Consider the following 22,505-nt stretch of genomic DNA (forward strand, 5'->3'; position numbering starts at 1 on the left):
TCATTCTCCCTTCAGGGCGCGGTTGATGGTGTTGATGCGGCCCTCCAGGAAGGAGAGGGTCGTGCGATATTTGACGGCGTTCTCCGCGAACAAGGTCTGTTCGGTGCTGAGTTCGACGGTATTGCCGTCCAGGCTCGACTGGAGCGGCACGCGGTAACCCATGCTGTCGTCGACAGCCTGCGACACGTCGGCGGCGGATTTGCCCTGCCGGGTGGTGGCTTCCTTCAGCGCGGACTCGAAATCGATGTCGCGCGCCTTGTAGCCGGGGGTCGAGGCGTTCGCGATGTTGGACGCGAGCAGGGAGAGCCGCTGCGAGCGAAGCGCCAGCGCCTTTCCATGTATCCCGAACAATCCGTCTTCCAGCGGCATTTCAAATCTTTCCGTTTTTTCGCCCTGCCGGGCCTAAAACTTCCAATCCAGCCGCCGTTCTCAGGCCTGATGGCGTGAACCGCGGCTGATCCAGTCCGATATACGCAAAAGCCGTGCCAATTTGCGTGGGTGACGCATCGGCAAGGCGGAAATGGCGGAAATCCGGGGGGTCGCATGGGCATTACGGCAAGGGCGGCAGAAATTTGCCGGTCGGTGGCAGGGCTTTGCCGCATGGCCGGAAGGGCGAATTGGGGACGGTGATATGGTCGGTATCTTGGCGCATCTGTTCGATCCCCTGACCTTGCTGGCGATGATGGCCGGCATCGGGATCGTTGCGCTGTTCCAGAATGGCGGGCGGGCGCTGGGCCGCGCCTTCGCGGCGCTGGCGCCATTGCTGAGCGCCGATCCGGCCAGGGATCGCGACGCGGCGCGGGCGGCGCTGCTCAGGATCGATCAGGTGGCGCAACTGCGCGGCCTGGCCTGCACGGATCGGGTCAAGACCGCCCATCCCTTCCTGACCCAGGCGGCGCGCAAGCTCGCCAATTGCGAGAAGACCGATCAGTTCGAGCTATGGGCGGCGCAGTCCCTGGCCGACCGGGCGCAGCGGCATGCGAGCGCCCGCAACGTCTGGCTTTCGATTGCCGATGCCGCGCCCGCTCTGGGCATGGCGGGGACGATCATCGGGCTGGTCGGCATGTTCGCGGGCATGGACGATCCCGCCAAGCTGGGGCCGTCCATGGCGCTGGCCCTGCTCACCACTTTCTACGGAGTCGTGATCGCCAATATCGTGGCCGCTCCTATCGCCGCGCGGCTGGCCGACCTGTCGGAGCGTGAACTGGCCTGGCAGAAGGAAGTGGCGGACCGCATGGCGGCGATTGCCCGGCGGGAAAATGTGCCGACGCGCCGCGCCTCGATCCGCGAGGTTGCATGAATATCCAGGCATTCTCCGGCGCCCGGCGCAGCCGCTGGGCGATCAGCTTTGCCGATCTGCTGCTGTTGCTGCTCGGTTTTTTCGTGATGCTCCAGGCCAGTGGACAGCGCCGGGACGCGATGTTGGTGCAGGTGCGTCAGCAGTTCGGCGGACGAGCGCCTGCCAAGGCCACGGAAATACGGGCGTCCGAATTGTTCCTGCCGGGTGAGGCGCTGCTCACGCCAGCGGGAGAGGCGCGTCTGGCGGCCTTGGCGGGGCGCTTCGCTTCGGGCCGGACTCGGTTGGAGGTCAGCAGCCAGGGGACCGATCCGGGCCGGCAGCGCTTCGATTCATGGGATTTGGCGGCGGCGCGGCTGGGCGCGGTGGCGCGGGCCTTGAAGAGCCATGGCGTCGACCGGGACCGGCTGGTCATTCGGGGGCTGGACCAGCGCGATGGCGCTTCGGGCAAGGGGCAGGTCCTCCGCGTCATGCCGGATAAGTAGGCTATTTGGCACGATAGTTGCGTAAGTCGTGGTTAACGCTGTCCGCTTCATCGGAGAGAAACCGTGACGAATTTCCCCAAGATCCTCCTTCTGGCGCTGTCCATATCGGCGTCCGATCCTGCGCTGGCGCAGCAGAAGTTCGAGAATCTGGACCGTATCGACAGTCTGGTCGCGATGACCGTCGGCGCCAATATCGGCGAGCCGGGCGGCCCCATCGCTCCGGTGGACCGGCGGCTGCGTCTGGCCGCCTGCCCCACGACGCCCGGCGTCGACGGCCCGGTCTTCGGCGCGGCCATCGTCAAATGCGATGCCCTGGGCTGGCGCATCCGCGTGCCTTTGGTGGCGGGTGGGGCTGCGGCTGCTGCCGGGCCGGTCGCCCGCTATGCTCCCGCTGCGCGTCCCATCGCCAGGGAAGCCGTCGTGAAGAAGGGCGACCCCGTCCAACTGATGGCGGGCAATGCCAGTTTCAGCGTCTCGCGCATGATGGTCGCGGACGAGGATGGTGCCGTGGGTCAGACGATCCGCGTGCGCGAGGACAAGAAAGCCGCGCCGATTCTGGCGCAGGTGGTGGAAATGGGAATAGTTCGTGTTCCGGGATTTAATAATTTTTGAACTCGTCCGTATATAGCTGTGCGGGACGAGTGAAGGAATGGAATCATGATTAAGTCTGTCGGCCAGAATATCAGCGCCGCCCTGGAGGCGACCCGCCTGAAGGAAGGCGGCAAGACGACGCGCGCTTCGTCGGCCGGTTCGACGGCCAGCGCATCTGCCTCGGCCAGTTCCGCCAGCCCCGCTGCCCGCATGGCGGCGGAAGGCGCGCCGGTCGACATGGATCGCGTGGCCGCCATCAAGGCTGCGATTGCGTCGGGCAATTATCCGGTCGATCCGGCGGCCATTGCCGACCGTATGATCGCGCTCGACCTGCCGGTCGCGGACTGAATTCCATGCCGCTCGGCCTTGCAGCGCTGGATGAACTGGACGCGGCTTTCGAGGAGCTGCGGGCGGTGCTGGACGGCACGGACGTCGCGGCGATAGAGGGCGCGACCCACCGGATCGCCGCTGCCGCCTCCGCCGTCCGCGCCATTGGCGTGTGGCGTTCCGATGCGGCGGTGCGCGAACGGCTGAAGGCTTTGCAGCCCCTGATCGAATCCGCGCGGATTCGCACCAACCTGCTCGCGGATCATGCGAATCAGCGGCTGACCATTCTCGCCGCTCAGGGCGCGGAAACCGCGCCGCTGGTCTACGGCCGCTAAAAAACCGCCATTTTCCGCATGTTTCCGAAAAGGCGCCCATGGGCGCCTTTTTTGCGTCGTATCGAATGCGGAAAAGTGAATTATGAGCGCGCGTTAACCAAATCTTGGCACGTCCCTTGCTCTAAAGACCCCCGATAGCAACGGGGATTTGAGCAACCAGTGTCGGCTTTCGCAGACATCACCGCAACAGGCGCTTCGGCGGGCAATCGCGTGACCAACGCAATCGCCATGGCCAGCCGCAGGACGGGCGTGGACTTCGCCTATCTGCTGGGGCAGGCCAAGATCGAGAGCAGCCTGAACCCCACCGCCCGCGCGACGACTTCGTCCGCGACCGGGCTGTACCAGTTCGTCGATCAAAGCTGGCTGGCGGTCATCGACCGGCATGGCAGCGAATATGGCCTGGGCTGGGCCGCCGACGCGATCAGCCGGGGCAGCAACGGCCATTATCATGTGTCCGACCCCGATCTCCGCCAGCAGATACTGGACCTGCGCAAGCATCCCGAAACCGCCTCCGTCATGGCCGCCGAACATGCCGCCGACAACAAGGCCACTCTGGAACAGCGCCTGGGCCGCGAGGCCGAGCCGGTCGATCTCTACATGGCGCATTTCCTGGGGGTTGGCGGGGCAAGCAAATTCCTTGCCATGAACGACCGCGCGCCCGGTGCGTCCGCCGCATCGATGTTCCCGGCGGCGGCGCGGGCCAACCGTTCGATCTTCTACGACCGTCAGGGCAATGCCCGCAGCTTCGCCGAAATCCGCGACCGCTTTGCGTCGAAGCTTCAGAAGGGTGTCGATTCGATCGACGGCGGCGACATTCAATATGTAGACAATGCGCTGCCCTCCGGCGCGAAGACCGTGCAGCCCGCCGACTATGTGCGGATCGAAACCCAGCGCCTTGCGACCGCCGCCGACGTCACCGTCCGGCCGGAACCGCAGACGGCGCGCCTCGCCTATCTCATGCTCGCCACCCTCGGAAGGTAACGGCCCGATATGACACCCGCCCAAGTCAAAGCGAAGATCTGGATGAGCGCCGCCAAGGGGGCGGTGCTGCCCATCGCCACGCTGATGGTCGTGCTGTTCATGATGGTGCCGGTGCCTGCGTTCATGCTGGACATCGGTTTCATCACCAACATCATGATCAGCCTGGCCGTGCTGATGGTGGCGCTGAACGCCGCGAAACCGCTCGATTTCTCCAGCTTCCCGACGGTGCTGCTGTTCGCGACGCTGCTCCGGCTCGCGCTGAACGTCGCCTCGACCCGCGTGGTGCTGGTGCAGGGGCATGAAGGGTCGGACGCGGCAGGCCATGTCATCGAAGCCTTCGGCCATTTCCTGATCGGCGGCGACTATGTCGTCGGCATCTTCGTCTTCGCGATCCTGATGATCATCAACCTGGTCGTCATCACCAAGGGTGCGGGCCGCGTGTCGGAAGTGTCGGCGCGCTTCACCCTGGACGCCTTGCCCGGCAAGCAGATGGCGATCGACGCCGATCTGAACGCGGGCCTGCTGACCCCGGAAGAAGCCAAGGTCCGCCGCCGCGAAGTCGCGACCGAGGCGGATTTCTACGGCTCCATGGACGGCGCCTCGAAATTCGTGAAGGGCGACGCGGTCGCGGGCATCCTGATCCTGGCGATCAACATCGTCGGTGGCATCATCTTGGGCGTGGTCAGCCACGGCCTGTCGATTGGAGACGCCGCGCAAACCTATATCGTTCTTGCCATCGGTGACGCGCTGGTCGCGCAGGTTCCGGCGCTGCTGCTTTCCATCGCGGCGGCGGCCATCGTCACCCGGGTCGGCAGCGAACAGGATCTGGGCGGCCAGATCACCAGCCAGTTCGGATCGGGCAAGGCCTGGATCCCGGTGGCGGCGATCCTGACTTTCCTGGGCATTTTGCCGGGCATGCCGCACATGATCATCCTGTCCGCCGCCGCGGTCGCGGGAGGCATCGCCTGGCAGCTCCGCAAATCGAGCCAGCGCAAGGCTGCCGAGCCTGAACCCGCCGCTCCGCCGCCGAACCCGGCGCTGATCGAATGGAATGACGTGTCGGATGGCGCGGTGCTGGGGCTGGAGATCGGCTATGGCCTGATCGGGCTGGTGGACGAGCGCAAGGGCGCGCCGCTGATGGCCCGCATCACCGGCATCCGCCGCCAGCTTTCGAAGGAATTGGGCTTCGTCGTGCCGATGGTCCGCGTGAAGGATAATCTGGCGCTGGAGCCGAATCAGTATCGCATCACCATCGCGGGTGTCGTCGTGGGCGAGGATGAGATTTTTCCGGACGATCTGCTGGCGCTCGACAGCGGCGCGCTGGAGAGCACGGTGTCCGGCCGTGAAGCCAAAGACCCGACCTTCGGCCTCGACGCCGTGTGGATTTCGCCCGCCAAGCGCAGCGAAGCGGTGGTCGCGGGCTATACCGTGGTCGATCCGCCGACGGTCGTCGCCACCCATCTCAACCAGCTCATCGCCATGAACGCCAGCGAGATGTTCGGCCTGGACGAAGCGCGCAAGCTGCTCGACAACCTCAAGGACGCCGCGCCGCAACTGGTAGACGGCCTGACGCCGGGCCTGCTGAACCTGACGCAGATCAGCGCGCTCTGCCGCGCCCTGCTGGCGGAGGGCATCGCGCTCAAGGATTTCCGCCGCATTTGCGAGGCGATGGTCGACGCGGCTCGTCCGGACATGAACCTCGACCAATTGGTCGAAGCGGTGCGCCAGCGCATCGGTTCGCTCATCATCCAGGGGCTCGTGCCGGTGAAGATGCCGCTGCCGGTGATCACGCTGGACGGCGATCTGGAAGCGCTGCTGGCGCAGGCGATGCGCGTCGCGGGCGATGCCCGTCACCCGATCGAACCGGCGCTCGCCAACCGCATCATAGAGGCGGTGGTGACGGCGGCCCGCCCGCTGCTGGGGCAGGCGCGCAACTTCGCCATCGTCACGTCGCCGGTCGCGCGCCGCGCGCTGGCCCGCCTGTTCAAGCCGCATCTGCCGGAGACGCCGGTACTGTCCTTCCTGGAAATCCCCGATGGCAAGGGCGTGGAAGTCGTCGCCGTGGTCGGCGGCGAGCAGCGGCCCGCGCCGCGCCACGATCCCTTGCCCAGAGAGTCCGCCGCCCGCGAGCGCGTCGCCTGAGGAGCCTGACCAATGTATATGAACAGGGTCGTCGCCGGTTCCGATGCCAACACCTATGGCCGCACCGGTAATGCCAATTCCCCCGAACAGCTCGCGCGCCGCTATATGCCCCTGGTGCGCAAGACCGCCTGGCATGTCCATGGCCGCGTATCGAGCGCCATAGAGATCGAGGATTTGCTCCAGATCGGCATGGTCGCGCTGGTCGAGGCGGCCAATGGCTTCGAGGATCGCGGCCTGGGTTTCGCCTCCTATGCGCAGATGCGCGTGCGGGGAGCGATGATCGACCATCTGCGCCGCCATGCGACCATGACGCGATCAGCCATGGCGCAGCGCAAGCAGTTGGCGGGCATTCGCAACCGGCTGGAGCAGAAGCTGGGCCGTGTGCCGCTGGAATCGGAAATGTCCGTGGAGATGGGGCTGGACGCCGCCGCCTATCGCGAAGTGGCCGACAGTTGCGAGATGGTGCAGCATACCAGCATGGATGAGGTCTATTCCGACCAGTCCATGTGGTTCGCCGATGTCGAGGACCGCGCCGACGATGTGATGGAGCGGGAGTCGCTCAAAGGCGCGCTGGCCAAATGCATCGGTGAATTGCCGCAGCGCGAGGCTTTGGTGCTTCAGCTTTATTTCGTCGAGGAACTCAATCTCGACGAAATCGGCGTGACGCTGGACATCGGCGCGGCGCGGGTCTGCCAGATCAAGAAGGCGGCGCTGGACAAATTGCGCGAGAAGCTGCGCGATTGGGATTGAATTTTCGACGGAGCCATTAAGCGCACCGTGCTCCCGCCTTCGCAGGAACATGATCTTCTAACGGTCAGCTATCGTTCGCCGGGTTGGACAATCCATCGAAGGGCGGCTTCGCATTGTCCAGTTGAAGCTGGCGATAGCGCGTCTTCTGATAATTCTGCGTCCGCCACCAGGGTTCAGCCACCTGGAACAGCCCGCTTTTCGCGACATGCGCGCCCAGATCCTTGCGTGCCGTGAAGGCAGCGAATAGGGGCGCCAGCGCCAGCCCAACCACCACCGGCATGATCCAGCCGAGCGACGTGCCGGACTTGACCGCCAGCAGCGTCAGCCCCGCGCCCAGCACTATATGCCATTTGAACAGCCAGATCGCGGGCAGTATCGCCATGCCGTCGCGGTCGCGGGTCTGGCCGTTCCAACTGCTCTTGCGGCCCATCGCTATGCCGAACAGGTTGATGGTCTGGGTCAGCATGCTGACGGGCGCCATCAGGATCGACAGCGCGATGTCCGCGATCACCCCGCGCACCATCCTGACGCCGCCGCCAAAGCCGATGCGCCGCGCCGGATCGGCCAGCGCCCAGAGCAGCGCCAGCAGCTTCGGCCCGAACAGCAGCACGGCGGTCAGCGCCAGCAATCCGCCGGAGGGCAGGATCGCGCTTGGCGGCCAGACGCCCGACGCCGCGCCGCCCAGCACCACCAGCATCAGCGCCAGCCAGAGCGGCGAGGTGCAATAGGCCGAAGCGCCGACAAAAAGCTGGAACTTGCTGACCGGGTGCATGCCCTTGATCTTCGTGAGCAGGGGAACATGCTGGATATTGCCTTGGCACCAGCGCCGGTCGCGGGTGGCGAGATCGGGCAGGGAGGGTGGAAATTCCTCGAAACTGTCGTCGGCCATGACGATATGCACGTCCCAGCCGCGACGGCGCAGCAGTGCGGCCTCCACCATGTCGTGGCTCATGATATGGCCGCCGAAGGGTGCGCGGCCCGGCAGTTCGGGCAGGCCGCAGCTCTGCGCGAAGGCCTTGGTCCGCAGGATCGCATTATGGCCCCAGAACATGCCTTCCGATCCCGCCCACCAGATCATGCCGGCGGCGGAGATCGGGCCGAAGAGGCGGCTGGCGAATTGCTGCCAGCGGGCGAAGAAGGTCGTGGCCCCGACGATCGACGGCACGGTCTGGATCAGGCCGACATGGGGATGCCGCTCCATATCGGATGCCAGGCGCGCCATGGTCTGGCCGCTCATCACGCTGTCAGCGTCCAGCACGATCATAGTGTCGTAAGCCGCGCCGAAGCGTTGCACCCATTCCGCGATATTGCCCGGCTTGCGGCCGATATTCAGCGCGCGCCGCCGATAATGGACGGGACGGGAAAAGCCCTTGCGCATCTTCAGATAGGCGGTGCGCTCGATCTCGCCATTGTCGGCGTTGGAATCGCTCAGGATGAAGAATTCGAAGCGTTCCCCGCCCATCACCTGCGCCAGGGAGCGCTCCATGACCGACAGGCGGCCCAGCACGCCCTGGAAATCCTCGTTGCAGACCGGCAGCAGCACGGCGGTCCGCCTGCGCAGCGGCGTCGCAGGACGTGCGCGATAGGGGCGGACGCCCTGTCCCTTGCCCATGGTCAGCAGCAGAAAGCCGATCAGGCTGGTGGCGAAGCCGAAGGCGATCCAGGCGAACAGCGGGATGAACAGGGCCAGGTAAACCCCCTCCCACATTGAAATGCCGTCCAGGCCGATCGATCGACGCATCTCATGCGCCGCCATGGATGCCGGCAGCAGGGCCAGCAGCACGACCAGCGTCCGCCGGGACCAAAGGTCGATGTTGAAGGGGCGATGCGGCACGTCGCGGGGGGGCGCGGCGAAATCCTGCACGGGCATGGCCAACGGCCTTTCCGGCGGCAGATGTTCGAACGCCCGGCCTGGCGCCGATCCGCTCGCCTGATCGCTATGCATGCCGCCCGTTGCTTTCATGCCTGTCCCATTTTGGATTGGAAACCTTCACCAGAACCGCCTCATAGCCCTGCCGGTTCCCTTCGCCTGCTTTCAGGCGCCCAGTGGGTAATGCACATATTCGCTGAACGGGCGATTGCCAGCGCGAAGTTGGGCGCGAATGTCGGTCGGCCTGCCGCCTTCCCGACGAATATCCAGGACCATCCGGAACATGTCCTTCTGGTGCAGCACGGGATAGCCCGCCTTCTTGACCAGCGTTCCTCCCGACAAGTCGACCCAGATGTCGGGCTTCGCACCGGTTGGAACTCCGGCGAAGTCGACCAGGAAGCGGTCGACCCCCGCTTCGCCTGATTGCCCGGTCCATATATTCTCGACCGTGGCGAGGCCGCTGGAACCGGGTGTGCGCGCCGCCGACCAGTCCAGCCGGTAGCTGGCCTCGATCCGGCTGCCTGCGCGGGTCGGGGCGGCGGGGGTCCAATAGGCCGCGACATTGTCGGTATATTCGCTGTCGGTCGGAAAGGCGTAGAGCCTGACCTGTCCCGCGCCCATCGGTTTGCGGCTGGTCGCCCAGAGCGAGGGCCGCCGTTCGTAGAAGACGCCGTCATCCTGATAATGATCGAAATCGCGGTCGCGCTGGAGCAGGCCGAAACCCTTGGGATTGCGCTCTGCAAAGACGTCGACGCGGGGCGCGGAGGGGTTGACCAGCGGGCGGCAATGGACGGTGCCGTCGGCGCTGGCGATGGAGAGCATGTCGCTGTCATGGATTTCCGGACGCCAGTCGGTGCGTCTGGCGCGGTCGGCCTGATCGTACCAGAACATGCTGGTCATCGGCATCAGCCCCAATTCGCCGATTGCCTTGCGCGCGAACAGCACGGCATCGACATCCTGCCGCACGCCCTGCGGCGTCAGTTCGTTGGCGAAGCGGAAGGCGCCTGTCAGCGACGCGCTGTCCATCAATGCATAGACGGTGACGCTGCTGCGCCCGGTGCGTTCCAGCCAGAAATGCGTGAAGCGGGGAAATTCCTCCCTGCCCGCGATGCTGGTGTTGATCGCGACGGCGCGGGCCGACAGGCCGAACTGCTTTTCGGCTGGCGCCCGGAAATAGGTCGCGCCCAGGAAGGACAGCCAGTCGCCGTCCCGCGCCGCGTTCATGATGCGGAAACCGGCAAAGCCCGCGCCGGGGCCAAGATCGCGCACCGCATTGCCGGGCGGGGCGTCGAACATGTCGGGATCGTAGCGGAGCGGCGTGGCCTGGCCCCTTTCCACCAGCGCGATCTCGACCGGCTGCTGCACCGTGCTGCTGAGCGGGAAAAGGCGGATGCCGGTGTCGTCGCCCTTGTCGTTCCAGATCGTCCGCTCGTCGCGGAAGCGCGCCTGGTTGAAGGCGTCATAGCCGATCTTGTCCGCACCGGGGAAAAAGGGTGTCACGGCGAAGGGCGCGCGGGCCAGCCGCTGCGCGCGGGCGATCACCCTGTTCCAGGAAAAGGATTCCGCCCGGTTCTGCGCCAGGGCCGAAAGGGGAAACAGCAGCGCCGCGCCGGAGGCGGCGATCATCGCGCGCCGATCAATCTTGTTCATGGCCGTTATCATGGATGCGACAACCGCCAATGCAAGCGTTTCGATCCCGCACTAACTGGAAAATGGCCGGTCGGCAAATGCGATGAAGCCTCCGCCCGGGGGGACGGAGGCTTCGTTGAACTGGTCGTTTCATCGAAGTTTTTACCCCCGGCGCGGTGGGGACTGTAAATGCGCCGGGGGCGACATGACCGGCTGAGGTGACCAAGACCCCAGCCGGTCAATCTTGTATCCCAGCTTAGCTGATCAGCTTCAGGACGTTCTGCTGGCTCTGATTGGCCTGGGCCAGCATCGCGGTCGAAGCCTGGCTCAGGATCTGGGCCTTGGCGAGAGCGGTCGTCTCGGTCGAGAAGTCCGCGTCCTCGATGCGGCTGCGGGCGTCCGTCAGGTTGGTGACGTTGGCCGTCAGGGTGTTGACCGTCGATTCCAGACGGTTCTGCGCCGCACCCAGGCCGGCACGGGCCGTGTCGACTGCCTTCAGGACATTGTCATAGTTGGTGAGCGCGGTCGCCGAGGAAAAGGCGGCGGCGGTGACGTCCATGGCGGCGGTGGTGACACCGGTGGCGGGCGTCAGCACGGCGGTCACGCTGGCGGCGGCGGTCAGGTCGCCGAGGTTGATCGTCACCGCATCGGCCGAGTTGGCGCCGGCCTGGATGTTGATCACGCCGTCGGCTGCCGCGCCGCCGGTGCCGTCGAACAGCTTGATGCCGTTGAAGCTGGAGTTGGTCAGAACCTTGCCGATCTGGGTGCTGAGCGCGTCGATTTCCGACTTGATGTTCGCCTTCGAATCGGCGCCGTTGGTGTCGTTCGAAGCCTGGACCGTCAGTTCACGCATACGCTGCAGCATGTTGCTGACTTCGCCGAGCGCGCCTTCCGCCGTCTGGGCGAGCGAGATGCCGTCATTGGCGTTGCGGATGCCCTGGGTCATGCCCTTGATCTGCGCGGTCATGGTGGAGGCGATGGCGAGGCCGGCGGCGTCGTCCTTGGCCGAGTTGATGCGCTTGCCGGTCGACAGGCGTTCCATCGCGGTGCTCAGCGCCTTGCTGGAAACGGCCGAAGCGTTGGTGGCGCGCAGCGCCGAAGAGTTGGTTCCGATAACAGTCATGATAATCCCTTTCCGTTCACTATCAGGTCGCTGCCATCAGGCTGCTTGCGGCCTCGAAAGGGGATAACGGCGCGGCGAAAAAAGCTTTTAGGGCCGACGTGATTTTTTCTGGAATTTTTCGGAAAAGCCCCGGAAATCGGGCTTTGATGAGTGCGTCCGGGCGGGTTGATATACAATTGCCGCCAAAAGGTTCCGGCAAGGCGGAAAAAAATTGCCGTTATACGGCAAGGGGTTTGCCGCATTAACCATATGATAACCACATTCGGGCAGTCCTTTAACTATCGAAGGGTTAGGGGCGTGCGGGGGCACAAGCCAGCCAAAACATGGGGACAAGTTCATGTCATCTTTGGACGTGAGCCGAGGAGTCTGCGCGCTCGTTCCGGGCCTGCAGCATTGGCTGGAGAATGCGTTCTTTACCGTCCGTATCGTGGATGCGCAAAGCCCGCGTGAGCGGGAAGGCGCTGCACGGGACAGCACCGAACGGGACAGGCGCCGCGTCCTGCTGGCGACGGAGATCGGCCATGCGACCCATCGCGACATATTGATCAATCTGGTGGACGGCGCGCCTTCGCTGGCGCCCGCCGCCAACGGCCTGCCCGCCCGCGTGGCATTCGGCCTGGAAGATATGGGTTTCGCCTTCGCGCTGATCGCGGAGCTGGCCCGCCCGGCTGCGGTTCCGGCGGTGGGCGACAATGCCAGCACCCGCCTGATGACGCTGGCGGGCCGCGTGGCCCGCAGCGACGCCACCGTGCTGATCCAGGGCGACACCGGCACCGGCAAGGAAGGCATGGCGCGCTTCCTCCATGCCCAGTCGGGCCGCATCGCCCATGACTTCATCGCCGTCAACTGCGCGGCGCTGCCCGAAACCATGATGGAAGCGATGCTCTTCGGTCACAAGAAAGGCAGCTTCACCGGCGCGGCCAATGCTTCGGAAGGTCTGTTCCTGGCGGCGGACGGCGGCACGCTGTTCCTTGACGAGATCGCGGAACTGCCGCTTGCCCTTCAGGCGAAGCTGCTGCGCGCCCTTCAGGAAGGCGAAGTGCTGCCCGTCGGCGCGACTCATCCGGTGCCGGTCAATGTTCGCATCATCGCGGCCTGCAACCGCAACCTTGCCGCCGAAGTCGCCGCCGGGCGGTTCCGCGAGGATCTCTACTGGCGCCTCAACGTCATGCCGCTGGACCTGCGCCCGCTGGCCCAGCGTCCGGGCGACATCACCGCCATCGCCGCCGCCATGCTGCTGCGGCATCGGGATATGGCGAAGGACGCCTTCGTCTGGCCGACCGCCGCCGCTCTGGAAAAGCTGACCGCCCATGTCTGGCCCGGCAATGCCCGCGAACTGGGCAATGTCCTCCAGCGTGCCGTCGTCCTGCGGGACGGCGACCGGATCGACGCCCACGACCTGCACATCACCGGCGCGCCGCAGTTGCGCATCGTGGAGGAGGTTCTGGCGCCCGCCGATCCGATCCGCCTGCGCGACGTAGCCCATCATTCGAAGCTGGAGGCTGTCCGCGCCGCGCTGCGCGAGACGGACGGCCACCGCGCCGCCGCCGCCCGCAAGCTGGGCATTTCAGAACGCACGCTTCGCTATCGGCTTGCCGAGATGCGCGAACTGGCCGCTTGAGGGGAAATAGGGCATGACCGGCATTTCTCCGACCGACAGCGTGATGGCGATCCGCAACGCCATCCTCCAGAAGAACGCCGCGCTGCGCGATGTCGCGCAGACCGGCAACACCGGCGGCCCTGCCGCCGTCGGCACCAACGGCGCCACCGCGCCGGGCGGTTTCACCGACGCGCTGAAATCGGCGCTGGAGCAGGTCAACGGCCTGCAAAATCAGGCGGGTGAAGCAGCCGCCTCGTTCGAACGGGGGGAAACCACCGATATTGCCGGGGTCATGCTGGCCAAGCAGCAGGCCTCCGTCAGTTTCGAAGCCACCCTTCAGGTCCGCAACAAATTGCTGTCCGCTTACAAGGACATCATGAGCATGCCGGTGTAATATGAGCGAGAACGCACTCACCCCCTCCATCGGCGGCGCCGCCGCTCTCCCCGCCACCAGCCCTGCATCTTTTGGCGGTGCGAAGGGCGTCGACGCGCTGAAGGCGCGCTTCACCGGCTTCATCAGGCAGCCCGCCGTGGCGAAGAGCCTGCCGCTGCTGGGCCTGCTGGGCGTCGTCGCCACGGCGGGCGCCGCCTGGCTGGCGCTGCGCGAACCGCCGCAGCGCGACCTGTTCCGCGCCTTGCCCGATGCCGACAAATCGGCCGTCGCGCAGGTGCTGGACCAGAGCGGCATACGCTACGACTTCGACAAGAGCGGCGGCATGACCGTCGGCGAGGACGATTATTTCAAGGCGAAGATGATGCTCGCCGCCCAAGGCCTGCCCAAGAGCGCGCCCGACGGCAACAGCATGATCGACAGCCTGCCCATGGGCGCCAGCCGCGCCGTGGAAGGCGAAAAGCTGCGCTCCGCCCGCGAAATGGACCTGGCCCGCACTATAGAGGCGATCGACAGCGTGGAGAGCGCCAAGGTCCACCTGGCGGTCGAGCCGCCCAGCGTGTTCCTGCGCGAACGGGCCAAGCCGTCCGCCTCTGTGATGCTGCGTCTGGCCCAGGGCCGCCAGCTTACCGACGCGCAGGTGAGCGCCATCGTGCATCTGGTCGCCTCCTCCATCCCGGAACTCAATCCGGAGGATATTTCGGTGGTCGACCAGAATGGCCGCCTGATCAGCAATAATGACGGCAACGCCGCCGACGACCGGCAGCTTGCCGTCCAGACCAGGATGGAGGACCGCTATCGCCAGTCGGTGATCGCGCTGCTGACCCCGATTTTGGGCGCGGGCAAATTCTCGACCGAGGTGCATACCGAACTCAACTTTGCCGAGCGTCAGGCGACCCGCGAAACCTATCCGCAGGACGAGGCGCGCCTGCGCACCGAAACCGGAAGCTGGCAGTCCGACCCGCGCGGCCAGGGCGCCGGTGGCGAGGCGAGCGGCATTCCCGGCGCGCTCAGCAACCAGGCGCCGGTCAACCCGACCGTGACCCAGACCAATCCCAACGGTCAGGCCGTCGCCCAGGGCACTGCCGCCGCTGCCCAGCCCGGCACGCCGCCCAATCCGCCGATGAAGACGGAAGAGACCTTCAACCGCAGCTTCGAACTGGGGCGCGAAGTTTCCGTGACCAAGGACGCCATCGGCACGGTGAAACGCCTGTCGGTCGCCGTCGCGCTGGACAACGGCCCGGACGGCAAGCCGCGCAGTGCGCAGGAAATCGCCGCTCTGGAGGCTCTGGTGAAGGGTGCGGTCGGTTTCGACCAGGCCCGTGGCGACGTGGTGGCCCTGTCCTCGCGCAGCTTCGCCAAGGAGGAAGTGGTTCAGGCGCCCTGGTATGAGGCCGAATGGGTGTCGCCGCTGGTGCGCAACGTCTCCGCCCTGCTGGTCGCCCTGCTGGTGATCTTCGGCATTGGCCGCCCGCTGCTGAAACGCCGCGCCGCCGCGCAGGCCGCCGCCGCCGAACAGACCGCCGTCGTCGGCCAGAAGATCGGCCGCGAAATCTCGACCGAGATCACCCGACAGGCGACCGTCAACCCCGACGGGTCGACGCCGGTCACGCTCGACATGATCTCCTCCACCTATGACTATGCCCAGCGCGCCGACCTGATCCGCAATTTCGTGAAGCAGGATCCCGACCGCGCCGCCCTGGTCGTCCGCGACCTTCTGAAGGAAGGGAAGAAGGAAAATGCCTGAAGCCGCCACCCCGGCGCTCAAGGGCAGCGCCGCCGCCGCCGTCCTGCTGATGCTGTTCGATGAGGATGAAGCCGCGCAGATCCTCTCCCGCCTGGAACCCGACGAGGTCCGCCAGCTTGGCTACGCCATGTATGACGTGGCCGACGTGCAGGTGGAGGAAGTCAACGAGGCGCTCGACCATTTCGTTACCAAGGCGAAGAAGCGCACCACCATCGGTTACGGCGCGACCCGCCATATTCGCGGCGCGATGACCAAGGCGCTGGGCGAGGAGCGGGCGGAGAATATGCTCGCCCGCATCACCCCGCCGACCCGTTCGACCCAGCTTGAAATGCTGAAATGGATGGACGCCAGGGAGATCGCCTCGCTGATCGAGGCGGAACATCCGCAGATCATGGCGATCGTGCTCGCCCATCTGGAGGCGCCGATCGCCGCCGACGTGCTGCAATTGCTGCCGACCGAATATCAGGAGGAGATCGTCTATCGCATCGCCACGCTCGGCCCCGTGTCGAACGAGGCGCTGGACGATCTGGAACAACTGCTGCTGCGCGGCAACATGGCGAAGAAGCAGGGCGGCGCTTCCCAGCGCGGCGGCACGGTGGAGGCCGCGGCGATCATGAACAATGTCCGCAAGGACAATGAGCAGCGCATCATCAAGGCGCTGGCCAAGCGGGACAAGATGGTCGCCCAGACGATCGAGGAGGAGATGTTCGTCTTCGACAACCTGATCGACATGGACGACAAGAATATGGGCACGCTGATGCGCACCGTCGACAGCGCCGTGCTGGTCGTGGCGCTGAAGGGCGCGAACGACATGCTGAAGGCGAAGATCTTCGGTTCCATGTCCGCCCGCGCCGCGCAGGCCATCGCCGACGAGATCGAGGAACGCGGGCCGATCCGCCTGGCCGAAGTCATCGACGCGCAGAAACTGATCATCGCCACAGCGCGCCGCATGGCGGACGCGGGCACCATCATGCTGGGCGGCAAGGGGAATGATTTTGTCTAAGCTCTGGACCAATGCGGACGTCGCCAGCGTGCCCCTGGGCGGCATGGGTCAGGTGACGAGCGGGGGCTTCCGCAGCCTGTTCGCGCCGATGCGTTCCCCATCCGGCCATGCGGTGCACGACAGCGTGCCGGAAACCGAGGAAGACGTGCTGGAACAGGCCCGGATAGAGGCCTTCGCCATGGGTTTCGACGAAGGCAGCCGCGTGACGGCGGAGGCCAATGCGGCGGACGGCGAAGCGCGCCAGCGGCTGGCCGAAGCGCTGGAACTGCTCGCTCCGGCGCCCAGCGGCATGCTCTCCACCATGCTCTCCGCCACGGTGGTGCGGCTGGTCGAACAGATTGTGGGCGAGGTGGAGATCGACATCGAACGGCTGGTCCAGCGCTGCGACAGCGTCGCCGCCTTCATCGAGGAAAATGACGCGAAAGGCGCGCTGCACCTGCATCCGGGCGATATCGAACTGCTGCAAGGGGAGGAGATCGGCGTGAAGCTGGTCGCGGACCAGGCCATGCAGCGCGGCTGCGTGCGCCTGGAAACCGCCGACGGCTGGGTGGAGGATGGCCCGGATGTGCGCCTGTCCCGCCTGCGATCGCTGCTCGACGACATGGAAGGAAAGGCATGATCCGCGCCGCGCTGGCCCAGGCGGAGACGCTGTTCGACCATATGCAGGTGCAGAACCGCGCGCCCCGCCATGTGGGCCGGCTGGTCAGCCATGATGCGGGCATGCTGGAAGTCACCGGATTCCGCCGCCCCATCGGCGCGGGAGCGCGGCTGATCGCGTCGGACGGGACGATCTGCCGTGCCGAAGTGGTGGGCTTTCGCGGCGACAAGACTTTGCTGGTGCCGCTCGACGCCGACGCGCCGCTGGAAAATGGGGCGCGTGTGGAACCGGACAGCCAGGCGACCATGGTGCAGGTCGGCGACGGCCTCATCGGCCGCGTCATCGACGCCATGGGACAGCCGCTGGACCGCAAGGGGCCGATCATCGCGGGCGGTTCGTGGCCGCTCAACGGCGTGAAGGGCAATGTGCTCGACCGCGGCCGCGTGACCGAACCCTTCGATCTGGGCGTCCGCGCCGTCAACGCGCTGCTGACCGCCGGGCGCGGCCAGCGCATCGCCATCATCGCGGGTTCGGGCGTGGGCAAATCGGTCCTGATGGGCCAGATGATCCAGGGCGCCGAAGCCGACATCGTCGTCGCGGGCCTGATCGGCGAGCGTGGCCGCGAGGTCAGCGACTTCCTGGAAACCAAGCTGAAAGGCGCGATGCACAAGAGCATCGTCGTGGCCGTGCCCGCCGACCATCCGCCGGTGCTGCGCCTGCGCGCCGCCGCCCGCGCCACCGCCATCGCCGAATATTTCCGGGCGCGGGGCAAGAAGGTGCTGTTGCTGATCGACAGCCTGACCCGCTGCGCCCATGCCCAGCGCGAAATCGGCCTTGCCCTGGGCGAGCCGCCCGCGATGAAGGGCTATCCGCCCTCCGCCCTCGCGCTGATCCCGCGCCTCGTGGAGCGCGCTGGCGTCGATAGCCGGAGCGGCGGATCGATCACCGCGCTTTATACAGTGCTGGCCGACGGCGACGATACCGACGACCCCATCGTTGACGCCGCGCGCGCCATCGTGGACGGCCATTTCGTCCTGTCGCGCCATTTGTCGGAGCAGGCGATCTTCCCCGCCATCGACGTCGGCAAGTCGCTCTCCCGCGTCATGGCCGATGTGGTGCCGGACGAGCATCGCATGGCCGCCGCCGCCTATCGCCGCCTCTGGGCCGCCTATGAGGAAAATCGCGACCTCATCCTGATGGGCGCCTATCGCCCCGGCAACGATCCGGTGATCGACGAAGCCGTGCAGCGCCGCCAGGATATCCTCGACTTCATCCGGCAGGATCAGAAGAGCTTCATCGACCTTGATACCAGCGCCAACGCCCTGATCGCCGAGTTCGGCGCGTGAAGGGAGAGGTCGCCCGTCGCCAGCGCGTGCTGCGCGTCCGCCATGTGCAGCATGCCATGGCCATGGCCGAAACCGCCCGCGCCCGCGATGAGGCAGAGGGCATTGCCCGTAACGCCGAAAGGCTGCGCAACGTGCGCGATGATCTTTTTACCGGGCAGGGCGTCGCAACTGGCGCGAATTTTGCAGCGATGCAGGAATTGGCGGGCCGTCTGGAACAGGCGGGGCGTCAGTTGGACGGTGCGCTCTACGATGCGCGCCGCAAGGTGGAGGTCAAGGAAGGCCTTTCCCTCGCGGCCAATCGGGATCGCGAAATCGCCGTGAAGCTCAAGGATCGCGCCCGCGCGGACCTGGAGGAATGGCGGGAGAATAAACTCGCGGCCCTGCCGCGCTATCGCCGGATGCAGAGGACAGGAGATGTCTGACGTGAACATGATGACCAGCCTCAAGGCGCTGCTCTTTTCGTCGGCATCGACGCAAATTCCCGCCGATGGCGCGGGCGCGCTTGCTGTGCCGGGAGAAGGCGCGGTGGATTTCGCCAAGCTGCTGAACGGCACGATGGAAGCCGCGCCCGAAGGAAAGCAGGCGGCGGTGCCGAGCCTCCCGCAGGTAGCTGCCCCGACTGTCGCGGCTGATGGTGTTGCGGTCGAAGACGAGGAGATGGAAGGCGCGAGCGGCGCACCCACCAAGGCCGAAAAGGGCGAGGTTGAAACCGCTCCCTTGCCCTTCGGCCTGGCGAACGCCTTGCAGGCCGTGCAGAGCCATCGCAAGGAGACGCTGCCGCTTCCGCCCGGCCTTGCCAGGAAAATCGAAGCGTCCGCTGAGCCTGTCGATGCTGTTTCGACACCTGTTTTGGATGGCGAGCCTGTCGAAGAGGTCGCCGTGGAAACGCCCGCGCCAGTGCCAGTGGCTGTAGAGGATGGCGAAGTCGACGCACCGGAACTGCCCGACATCAAGCCTCCAGAGCAGCCCAAGGTAGTCCGTCCCATCAAGGATGCCAAGCTGGAACTGCCCGAAGCCCCTGCGACCGATGAGCCGGTGAAGGCCGATCAGGGCGACAAGGACAAGCCGAAAGAACAGGCCGAAGCCGCGCCGCTTCCGCTTGTCGCCGCCGTGCCAACGCCGACGCCGCAAGCTGTTCCGGCGCAGCCGCTGCCGACATCCGCGCCGCAGCGGGAGACGGCAGCGGTGAAGCTGGATAGCGGCAAGGACCTGCCGGTGGAGGCGCGGATGCAGCCGCAAGCCGCCGAACAGCCCGTTCCCGCCCCGGCAACATCGGCGCCCGCCGACCGCCCGAAAACGACTGTCGCAACAGCGGCCACCGACAGCGCGTCCGCGCCGGTCGACCTGCCCGTCCCGGCAACGCCCGCAGCCGAGAGCCGCTCGGTGAAATCCGAAGCCCTCGCCTTGCTTCAACTGGTCCGCGATCAGGTCGCTGCCCGCCAGCCCGGCACGCCGGTCCGGGCAGGGGAGCCGCTTGCGGCGCGCGCCAAGACTGGCCGTGGGGTTCCGGCCGAGATTACGCCAACCAACATCGCCCAACCGGCCCCGACCGACGCAGCGCCCCAGACGCTGCTCGCCCAGCCTTCCGTCGCTCCCTCGGTCCAGCCGAGCGTCGCGGCTCCGCCAGTGGTGGACCTGTCCGCCAGCCTTGGCGCGCAGATGGTCGATATGGGCGTCTCCGGCCAGTGGATCGACGGCTTGGTCCGCGATATCGCCGGGCTTTCCGCGAACGGCGCGCAGGGCCGCTTCCAGATCGATGCCCATCAGCTTGGCACCGTGCAGGTCGATATCCGCCAGGGCAGCGATGGCGCGGCGGTCAGCTTGACCGTCGCCAGCGAAGCCGCCGAAATGGCGCTGCGCCAGGACAGCGACCGGCTGCGCCTCGACGCCGGCCTGTCGGCGGTGCGCATCGCCGAGGTGAAGATCGAGCGCTCTTCCCATGTCGCGGATGCGGCGCGGGCGGATAGCGCCGACCAGAAAAATTCCCAGCAATCCTCTTCGCAGACCGCCAACGCCTGGGCGAACAACGGCCAGAACATGGCGCAATCCCAAGGGCAGGCGCAGGGGCAGGGCCGCTGGCGCCCGCAGGAAAATAACGCATTCGCCGCTAAAAATTCCGCCGATCCCGCCGTTCTTAACCATGACGAGACGCGCTGGGCGGGCAATGACGCTGCACGTGCGCGCTATGCCTGAGATGAGGGATTTACGGGGGATTTTCCATGAGTGACGATGCGAAGCCGAAGAAGAAAAAGGGCGGGGGCATGAAGATGATCCTGCTCATCGCCATCGCCATGGTGGTCGGCGGCGCAGGTGCGGCGGGCGGCCTCTATGCCGCCGGTTTCTTCAGCCCGAAGAAAGAAGGGCCGAAGGAAGACCCGAACAAGCCCGTGCTCGTCCTGGCGGGCGAAAGCGCGGAGGATGTCGCCAAGGCGCATGGCTATAACGGCGGTGAAGGCGGCAGCCATGAGGGCGGCGGCGGTCATGTCGCGTCCGGCGCCCATGCCCCGGCCAAGGGCATCGACCTGCCGACCCCGGCAAACCCGGCAGCCTATCAGGCGACCTATTTCCAGCTTCAGACCCCCTTCACTTCGAACATGTCCGACACGGATGCGTTCGCGCAGATCTCCATCGCCGTTTCCACCTATTACGACATCCGCGTGGTGGAGGCGATCAAGACCCATGAGATGGCGATTCGCAGCCAGGTGTTGATGATGCTGGCCGAACAGCCGGTGGAAACGCTTTCCACGCCAGAGGGCAAAAAGGCGCTTCAGGCGAAGATCAAGACCATTATTAACGACATTTTGAAGCAAAAGACGCGCTATGGCGGCGTCGATAACGTTTATTTTACCAATTTCGTTATTCAATAGGGCTGCCTGAACGTGCGGGAAGTCCCCCGCCTGGAACGGCAGGGGACTGAAATGACCGACGTTCAAGCCTACGCCTTCGGGCGCGGGGAATCTCAGGCGCCGTTGATGCTGTCGGGGCTGGACCGGCTGGGCGAAAAGCTCGGCCGGCGTTTGCGCGCCTTGATAGAACCGATCGCCGGGGTCCGTCCCCATGTTGCCGCGCAGGATACGCGCGCCCTGGAATTCGGCGTCTGGAACGCCGAGGTGCCCGATTCCTCCAGCATCGGCGTTTATCGCCTGGCGCCGCTGAAGGGCCAGGTGCTGCTGCGGCTGGACGCGGCGATGATCTCTACCCTGGTCGACTGTTTCTATGGCGGCGTCGGCAACCGCGCCTTGCCACCGCGCGGCGAATTCACGCCGACCGAAGACCGGCTGATCGCCCGCATTTCCGACGCCTTCATCGCCCGGCTGGTCGAATGCTGGAGCGACATGCTGGCGCTCGACGCGGGCCTGATCGTCCGGGAAACCGGTGTCGGTTTCGCCGCCGCCGCGCAGCCGGGCGAGCAGATGGTGCTGCAACGCTTCATGCTCAGCATCAGCCGCGACGCCGAATGGCCGATCGACCTGCTCTTCCCGCTTTCCGCGCTGCGCACCATCGAGCCGCTGATGGGCGCCAGAATTCCGATCGACGACGAACGCGCCGACCCGATCTGGCAGGCCCGCATCGCCGCCCGCATGCGCGACATCCGGCTGCCTGCCCGCACGGTGCTGGCGCGGCCCCACCTCTCGCTGGCCGAACTGATGCAGTTGAAGGCCGGGGACGTCATTCCCGTCACCATCAACCGCAGCCTGCCCCTGATCGTGGGCGACCGCATCGTCGCCCATGGATCTATCGGCGAACAGGACGGCCGCGCCGCATTCCAGATCGAAAAACTTTCCGGCAATCAATCTTCATGGGAACCCGAACAATGAGCGACATGAGCGAAGCCCCGCGCCTCGACAGCGTGGGCGAGGACAGTATTTCCCGCATGGTGAACAATCGCCAGTTCCGCCTGCTGGCGGACATTCCCGTCCGCATGTCGGTGGAGGTCGGGTCGACATCCCTGCGCCTGGCCGAGGTTATGGACATGGCCGAAGGCAGCGTGGTGGAACTGGACCGTCAGGCCGACGACCTGCTGGACATCATGGTCAACGGCGCGCTGATCGCCAAGGGGGAGGTGGTGACGGTGAACGGCCGTTACGGCATCCGCATCGTGGAGATCGCGGCGACCGAAACCCGCCTGGCCGGTATCGAACGGCGCGGCTGACGCGAATTACCGCTTGCCTTGTGCGGCATTATCGGCAGACCGCTTGACGGATTAACCATGGATTTGATCCATGAATTTTGGTTGCCGTGATTTCCGGGTCGCCAGATGAGCCCATCTGACTTGAAATCACTCTAGTC

General features: G+C 65.8%; 23 protein-coding genes. 19 read left to right on the forward strand and 4 right to left on the reverse strand.

Annotated elements, in window-relative coordinates; translation table 11 throughout:
* Positions 1 to 369, reverse strand: a complete 369-nt coding sequence (flgB, locus tag NUH86_RS16355; RefSeq protein ID WP_267250468.1) for a flagellar basal body rod protein FlgB — start codon at positions 367 to 369, stop codon at positions 1 to 3.
* A gap of 262 nt (positions 370 to 631) precedes the next feature.
* Between flgB and NUH86_RS16360 the strand changes: the two genes are divergently transcribed.
* From NUH86_RS16360 to NUH86_RS16395, 8 genes are all read left to right on the forward strand, one after another.
* A complete protein-coding gene (locus NUH86_RS16360) occupies positions 632 to 1,300 on the forward strand; it encodes a MotA/TolQ/ExbB proton channel family protein (RefSeq protein WP_267250469.1) in 669 nt (222 codons plus the stop codon).
* Positions 1,297 to 1,782, forward strand: coding sequence for an OmpA/MotB family protein (locus tag NUH86_RS16365; RefSeq protein ID WP_267250470.1), 486 nt, complete (start codon positions 1,297 to 1,299; stop codon positions 1,780 to 1,782). The genes NUH86_RS16360 and NUH86_RS16365 overlap by 4 nt, the downstream gene beginning before the upstream one ends.
* Positions 1,783 to 1,845: 63 nt before the next feature.
* Positions 1,846 to 2,394, forward strand: coding sequence for a flagella basal body P-ring formation protein FlgA (locus NUH86_RS16370; RefSeq protein WP_267250471.1), 549 nt, complete (start codon positions 1,846 to 1,848; stop codon positions 2,392 to 2,394).
* 45 nt (positions 2,395 to 2,439) lie between these two features.
* The gene (gene flgM, locus NUH86_RS16375) at positions 2,440 to 2,721 is read left to right on the forward strand and encodes a flagellar biosynthesis anti-sigma factor FlgM (RefSeq protein ID WP_267250472.1); all 282 of its coding nucleotides are present in this window, start codon (positions 2,440 to 2,442) and stop codon (positions 2,719 to 2,721) included.
* Between the two features lie 5 nt (positions 2,722 to 2,726).
* Complete coding sequence (locus NUH86_RS16380) at positions 2,727 to 3,035, forward strand: hypothetical protein (protein WP_267250473.1); 309 nt, start codon at positions 2,727 to 2,729, stop codon at positions 3,033 to 3,035.
* A gap of 159 nt (positions 3,036 to 3,194) precedes the next feature.
* A complete protein-coding gene (locus tag NUH86_RS16385) occupies positions 3,195 to 4,016 on the forward strand; it encodes a lytic transglycosylase domain-containing protein (protein WP_267250474.1) in 822 nt (273 codons plus the stop codon).
* 9 nt (positions 4,017 to 4,025) lie between these two features.
* The gene (gene flhA, locus NUH86_RS16390) at positions 4,026 to 6,158 is read left to right on the forward strand and encodes a flagellar biosynthesis protein FlhA (RefSeq protein ID WP_267250475.1); all 2,133 of its coding nucleotides are present in this window, start codon (positions 4,026 to 4,028) and stop codon (positions 6,156 to 6,158) included.
* Positions 6,159 to 6,263: 105 nt separating this feature from the next.
* The gene (locus NUH86_RS16395; RefSeq protein WP_416365371.1) at positions 6,264 to 6,908 is read left to right on the forward strand and encodes a FliA/WhiG family RNA polymerase sigma factor; all 645 of its coding nucleotides are present in this window, start codon (positions 6,264 to 6,266) and stop codon (positions 6,906 to 6,908) included.
* 64 nt (positions 6,909 to 6,972) lie between these two features.
* Here the strand turns inward: NUH86_RS16395 and mdoH are convergent, their stop codons facing one another.
* From mdoH to NUH86_RS16410, 3 genes are all read right to left on the reverse strand, one after another.
* Positions 6,973 to 8,871, reverse strand: a complete 1,899-nt coding sequence (gene mdoH, locus NUH86_RS16400) for a glucans biosynthesis glucosyltransferase MdoH (protein WP_267250477.1) — start codon at positions 8,869 to 8,871, stop codon at positions 6,973 to 6,975.
* Positions 8,872 to 8,943: 72 nt separating this feature from the next.
* Positions 8,944 to 10,428: a glucan biosynthesis protein gene (locus NUH86_RS16405; protein ID WP_267250478.1), complete on the reverse strand. Its 1,485-nt coding sequence runs from the start codon at positions 10,426 to 10,428 to the stop codon at positions 8,944 to 8,946.
* A 235-nt stretch (positions 10,429 to 10,663) separates the two neighbouring features.
* Positions 10,664 to 11,530, reverse strand: coding sequence for a flagellin (locus tag NUH86_RS16410; RefSeq protein WP_267250479.1), 867 nt, complete (start codon positions 11,528 to 11,530; stop codon positions 10,664 to 10,666).
* Between the two features lie 337 nt (positions 11,531 to 11,867).
* On the opposite strand from NUH86_RS16410, the gene NUH86_RS16415 reads away from it, so the two are divergent.
* Genes NUH86_RS16415 through fliN form a run of 11 tightly spaced genes read left to right on the forward strand, consistent with a single transcriptional unit; the run spans position 11,868 to position 22,368 of the window.
* Positions 11,868 to 13,151 carry a sigma-54 interaction domain-containing protein gene (locus NUH86_RS16415; protein WP_267250480.1) on the forward strand — a complete coding sequence of 428 codons (1,284 nt, stop codon included), beginning with the start codon at positions 11,868 to 11,870 and terminating at the stop codon, positions 13,149 to 13,151.
* 13 nt (positions 13,152 to 13,164) lie between these two features.
* Positions 13,165 to 13,524, forward strand: a complete 360-nt coding sequence (gene fliE, locus NUH86_RS16420; RefSeq protein WP_176596689.1) for a flagellar hook-basal body complex protein FliE — start codon at positions 13,165 to 13,167, stop codon at positions 13,522 to 13,524.
* A gap of 1 nt (position 13,525) precedes the next feature.
* A complete protein-coding gene (gene fliF / locus NUH86_RS16425) occupies positions 13,526 to 15,268 on the forward strand; it encodes a flagellar basal-body MS-ring/collar protein FliF (protein ID WP_267250481.1) in 1,743 nt (580 codons plus the stop codon).
* Complete coding sequence (gene fliG, locus NUH86_RS16430) at positions 15,261 to 16,271, forward strand: flagellar motor switch protein FliG (protein WP_267250482.1); 1,011 nt, start codon at positions 15,261 to 15,263, stop codon at positions 16,269 to 16,271. The genes fliF and fliG overlap by 8 nt, the downstream gene beginning before the upstream one ends.
* Positions 16,258 to 16,890, forward strand: coding sequence for a flagellar biosynthesis protein (locus NUH86_RS16435; RefSeq protein WP_267250483.1), 633 nt, complete (start codon positions 16,258 to 16,260; stop codon positions 16,888 to 16,890). Before fliG ends, NUH86_RS16435 begins: the two co-directional genes overlap by 14 nt.
* Positions 16,887 to 18,215, forward strand: coding sequence for a FliI/YscN family ATPase (locus tag NUH86_RS16440; RefSeq protein ID WP_267250484.1), 1,329 nt, complete (start codon positions 16,887 to 16,889; stop codon positions 18,213 to 18,215). Before NUH86_RS16435 ends, NUH86_RS16440 begins: the two co-directional genes overlap by 4 nt.
* The gene (locus NUH86_RS16445; RefSeq protein WP_267250485.1) at positions 18,212 to 18,637 is read left to right on the forward strand and encodes a hypothetical protein; all 426 of its coding nucleotides are present in this window, start codon (positions 18,212 to 18,214) and stop codon (positions 18,635 to 18,637) included. Before NUH86_RS16440 ends, NUH86_RS16445 begins: the two co-directional genes overlap by 4 nt.
* Positions 18,630 to 20,408 (forward strand): flagellar hook-length control protein FliK, encoded by a 1,779-nt coding sequence (locus NUH86_RS16450; RefSeq protein WP_267250486.1) that lies wholly within the window; start codon positions 18,630 to 18,632, stop codon positions 20,406 to 20,408. Before NUH86_RS16445 ends, NUH86_RS16450 begins: the two co-directional genes overlap by 8 nt.
* A 26-nt stretch (positions 20,409 to 20,434) precedes the next feature.
* The gene (locus NUH86_RS16455; RefSeq protein WP_267250487.1) at positions 20,435 to 21,082 is read left to right on the forward strand and encodes a flagellar basal body-associated FliL family protein; all 648 of its coding nucleotides are present in this window, start codon (positions 20,435 to 20,437) and stop codon (positions 21,080 to 21,082) included.
* A gap of 51 nt (positions 21,083 to 21,133) precedes the next feature.
* The gene (locus tag NUH86_RS16460) at positions 21,134 to 22,033 is read left to right on the forward strand and encodes a flagellar motor switch protein FliM (RefSeq protein WP_267250488.1); all 900 of its coding nucleotides are present in this window, start codon (positions 21,134 to 21,136) and stop codon (positions 22,031 to 22,033) included.
* On the forward strand, positions 22,030 to 22,368 hold the full coding sequence (gene fliN / locus NUH86_RS16465; RefSeq protein ID WP_267250489.1) for a flagellar motor switch protein FliN: 339 nt from the start codon (positions 22,030 to 22,032) through the stop codon (positions 22,366 to 22,368). Before NUH86_RS16460 ends, fliN begins: the two co-directional genes overlap by 4 nt.
* The last annotated feature ends 137 nt before the right edge of the window (positions 22,369 to 22,505 follow it).

This window comes from Sphingobium sp. JS3065, assembly GCF_026427355.1.
Taxonomy (GTDB): domain Bacteria; phylum Pseudomonadota; class Alphaproteobacteria; order Sphingomonadales; family Sphingomonadaceae; genus Sphingobium.

What these genes read in the sequence shown, in the direction of transcription:
- NUH86_RS16360 (WP_267250469.1), top strand. Translation starts at nt 632, where the DNA reads ATGGTCGGTATCTTGGCGCATCTGTTCGATCCCCTGACCTTGCTGGCG.
- NUH86_RS16405 (WP_267250478.1), bottom strand. Translation starts at nt 10,428, where the DNA reads ATGAACAAGATTGATCGGCGCGCGATGATCGCCGCCTCCGGCGCGGCG.
- NUH86_RS16460 (WP_267250488.1), top strand. Translation starts at nt 21,134, where the DNA reads ATGACCGACGTTCAAGCCTACGCCTTCGGGCGCGGGGAATCTCAGGCG.
- NUH86_RS16450 (WP_267250486.1), top strand. Translation starts at nt 18,630, where the DNA reads ATGTCTGACGTGAACATGATGACCAGCCTCAAGGCGCTGCTCTTTTCG.
- NUH86_RS16365 (WP_267250470.1), top strand. Translation starts at nt 1,297, where the DNA reads ATGAATATCCAGGCATTCTCCGGCGCCCGGCGCAGCCGCTGGGCGATC.
- fliE (WP_176596689.1), top strand. Translation starts at nt 13,165, where the DNA reads ATGACCGGCATTTCTCCGACCGACAGCGTGATGGCGATCCGCAACGCC.
- fliG (WP_267250482.1), top strand. Translation starts at nt 15,261, where the DNA reads ATGCCTGAAGCCGCCACCCCGGCGCTCAAGGGCAGCGCCGCCGCCGCC.
- NUH86_RS16410 (WP_267250479.1), bottom strand. Translation starts at nt 11,530, where the DNA reads ATGACTGTTATCGGAACCAACTCTTCGGCGCTGCGCGCCACCAACGCT.
- mdoH (WP_267250477.1), bottom strand. Translation starts at nt 8,871, where the DNA reads ATGAAAGCAACGGGCGGCATGCATAGCGATCAGGCGAGCGGATCGGCG.
- fliF (WP_267250481.1), top strand. Translation starts at nt 13,526, where the DNA reads ATGAGCGAGAACGCACTCACCCCCTCCATCGGCGGCGCCGCCGCTCTC.
- flgM (WP_267250472.1), top strand. Translation starts at nt 2,440, where the DNA reads ATGATTAAGTCTGTCGGCCAGAATATCAGCGCCGCCCTGGAGGCGACC.
- NUH86_RS16395 (WP_416365371.1), top strand. Translation starts at nt 6,264, where the DNA reads ATGCCCCTGGTGCGCAAGACCGCCTGGCATGTCCATGGCCGCGTATCG.
- NUH86_RS16380 (WP_267250473.1), top strand. Translation starts at nt 2,727, where the DNA reads ATGCCGCTCGGCCTTGCAGCGCTGGATGAACTGGACGCGGCTTTCGAG.
- fliN (WP_267250489.1), top strand. Translation starts at nt 22,030, where the DNA reads ATGAGCGACATGAGCGAAGCCCCGCGCCTCGACAGCGTGGGCGAGGAC.
- NUH86_RS16435 (WP_267250483.1), top strand. Translation starts at nt 16,258, where the DNA reads ATGATTTTGTCTAAGCTCTGGACCAATGCGGACGTCGCCAGCGTGCCC.
- NUH86_RS16415 (WP_267250480.1), top strand. Translation starts at nt 11,868, where the DNA reads ATGTCATCTTTGGACGTGAGCCGAGGAGTCTGCGCGCTCGTTCCGGGC.
- NUH86_RS16440 (WP_267250484.1), top strand. Translation starts at nt 16,887, where the DNA reads ATGATCCGCGCCGCGCTGGCCCAGGCGGAGACGCTGTTCGACCATATG.
- flgB (WP_267250468.1), bottom strand. Translation starts at nt 369, where the DNA reads ATGCCGCTGGAAGACGGATTGTTCGGGATACATGGAAAGGCGCTGGCG.
- NUH86_RS16455 (WP_267250487.1), top strand. Translation starts at nt 20,435, where the DNA reads ATGAGTGACGATGCGAAGCCGAAGAAGAAAAAGGGCGGGGGCATGAAG.
- flhA (WP_267250475.1), top strand. Translation starts at nt 4,026, where the DNA reads ATGACACCCGCCCAAGTCAAAGCGAAGATCTGGATGAGCGCCGCCAAG.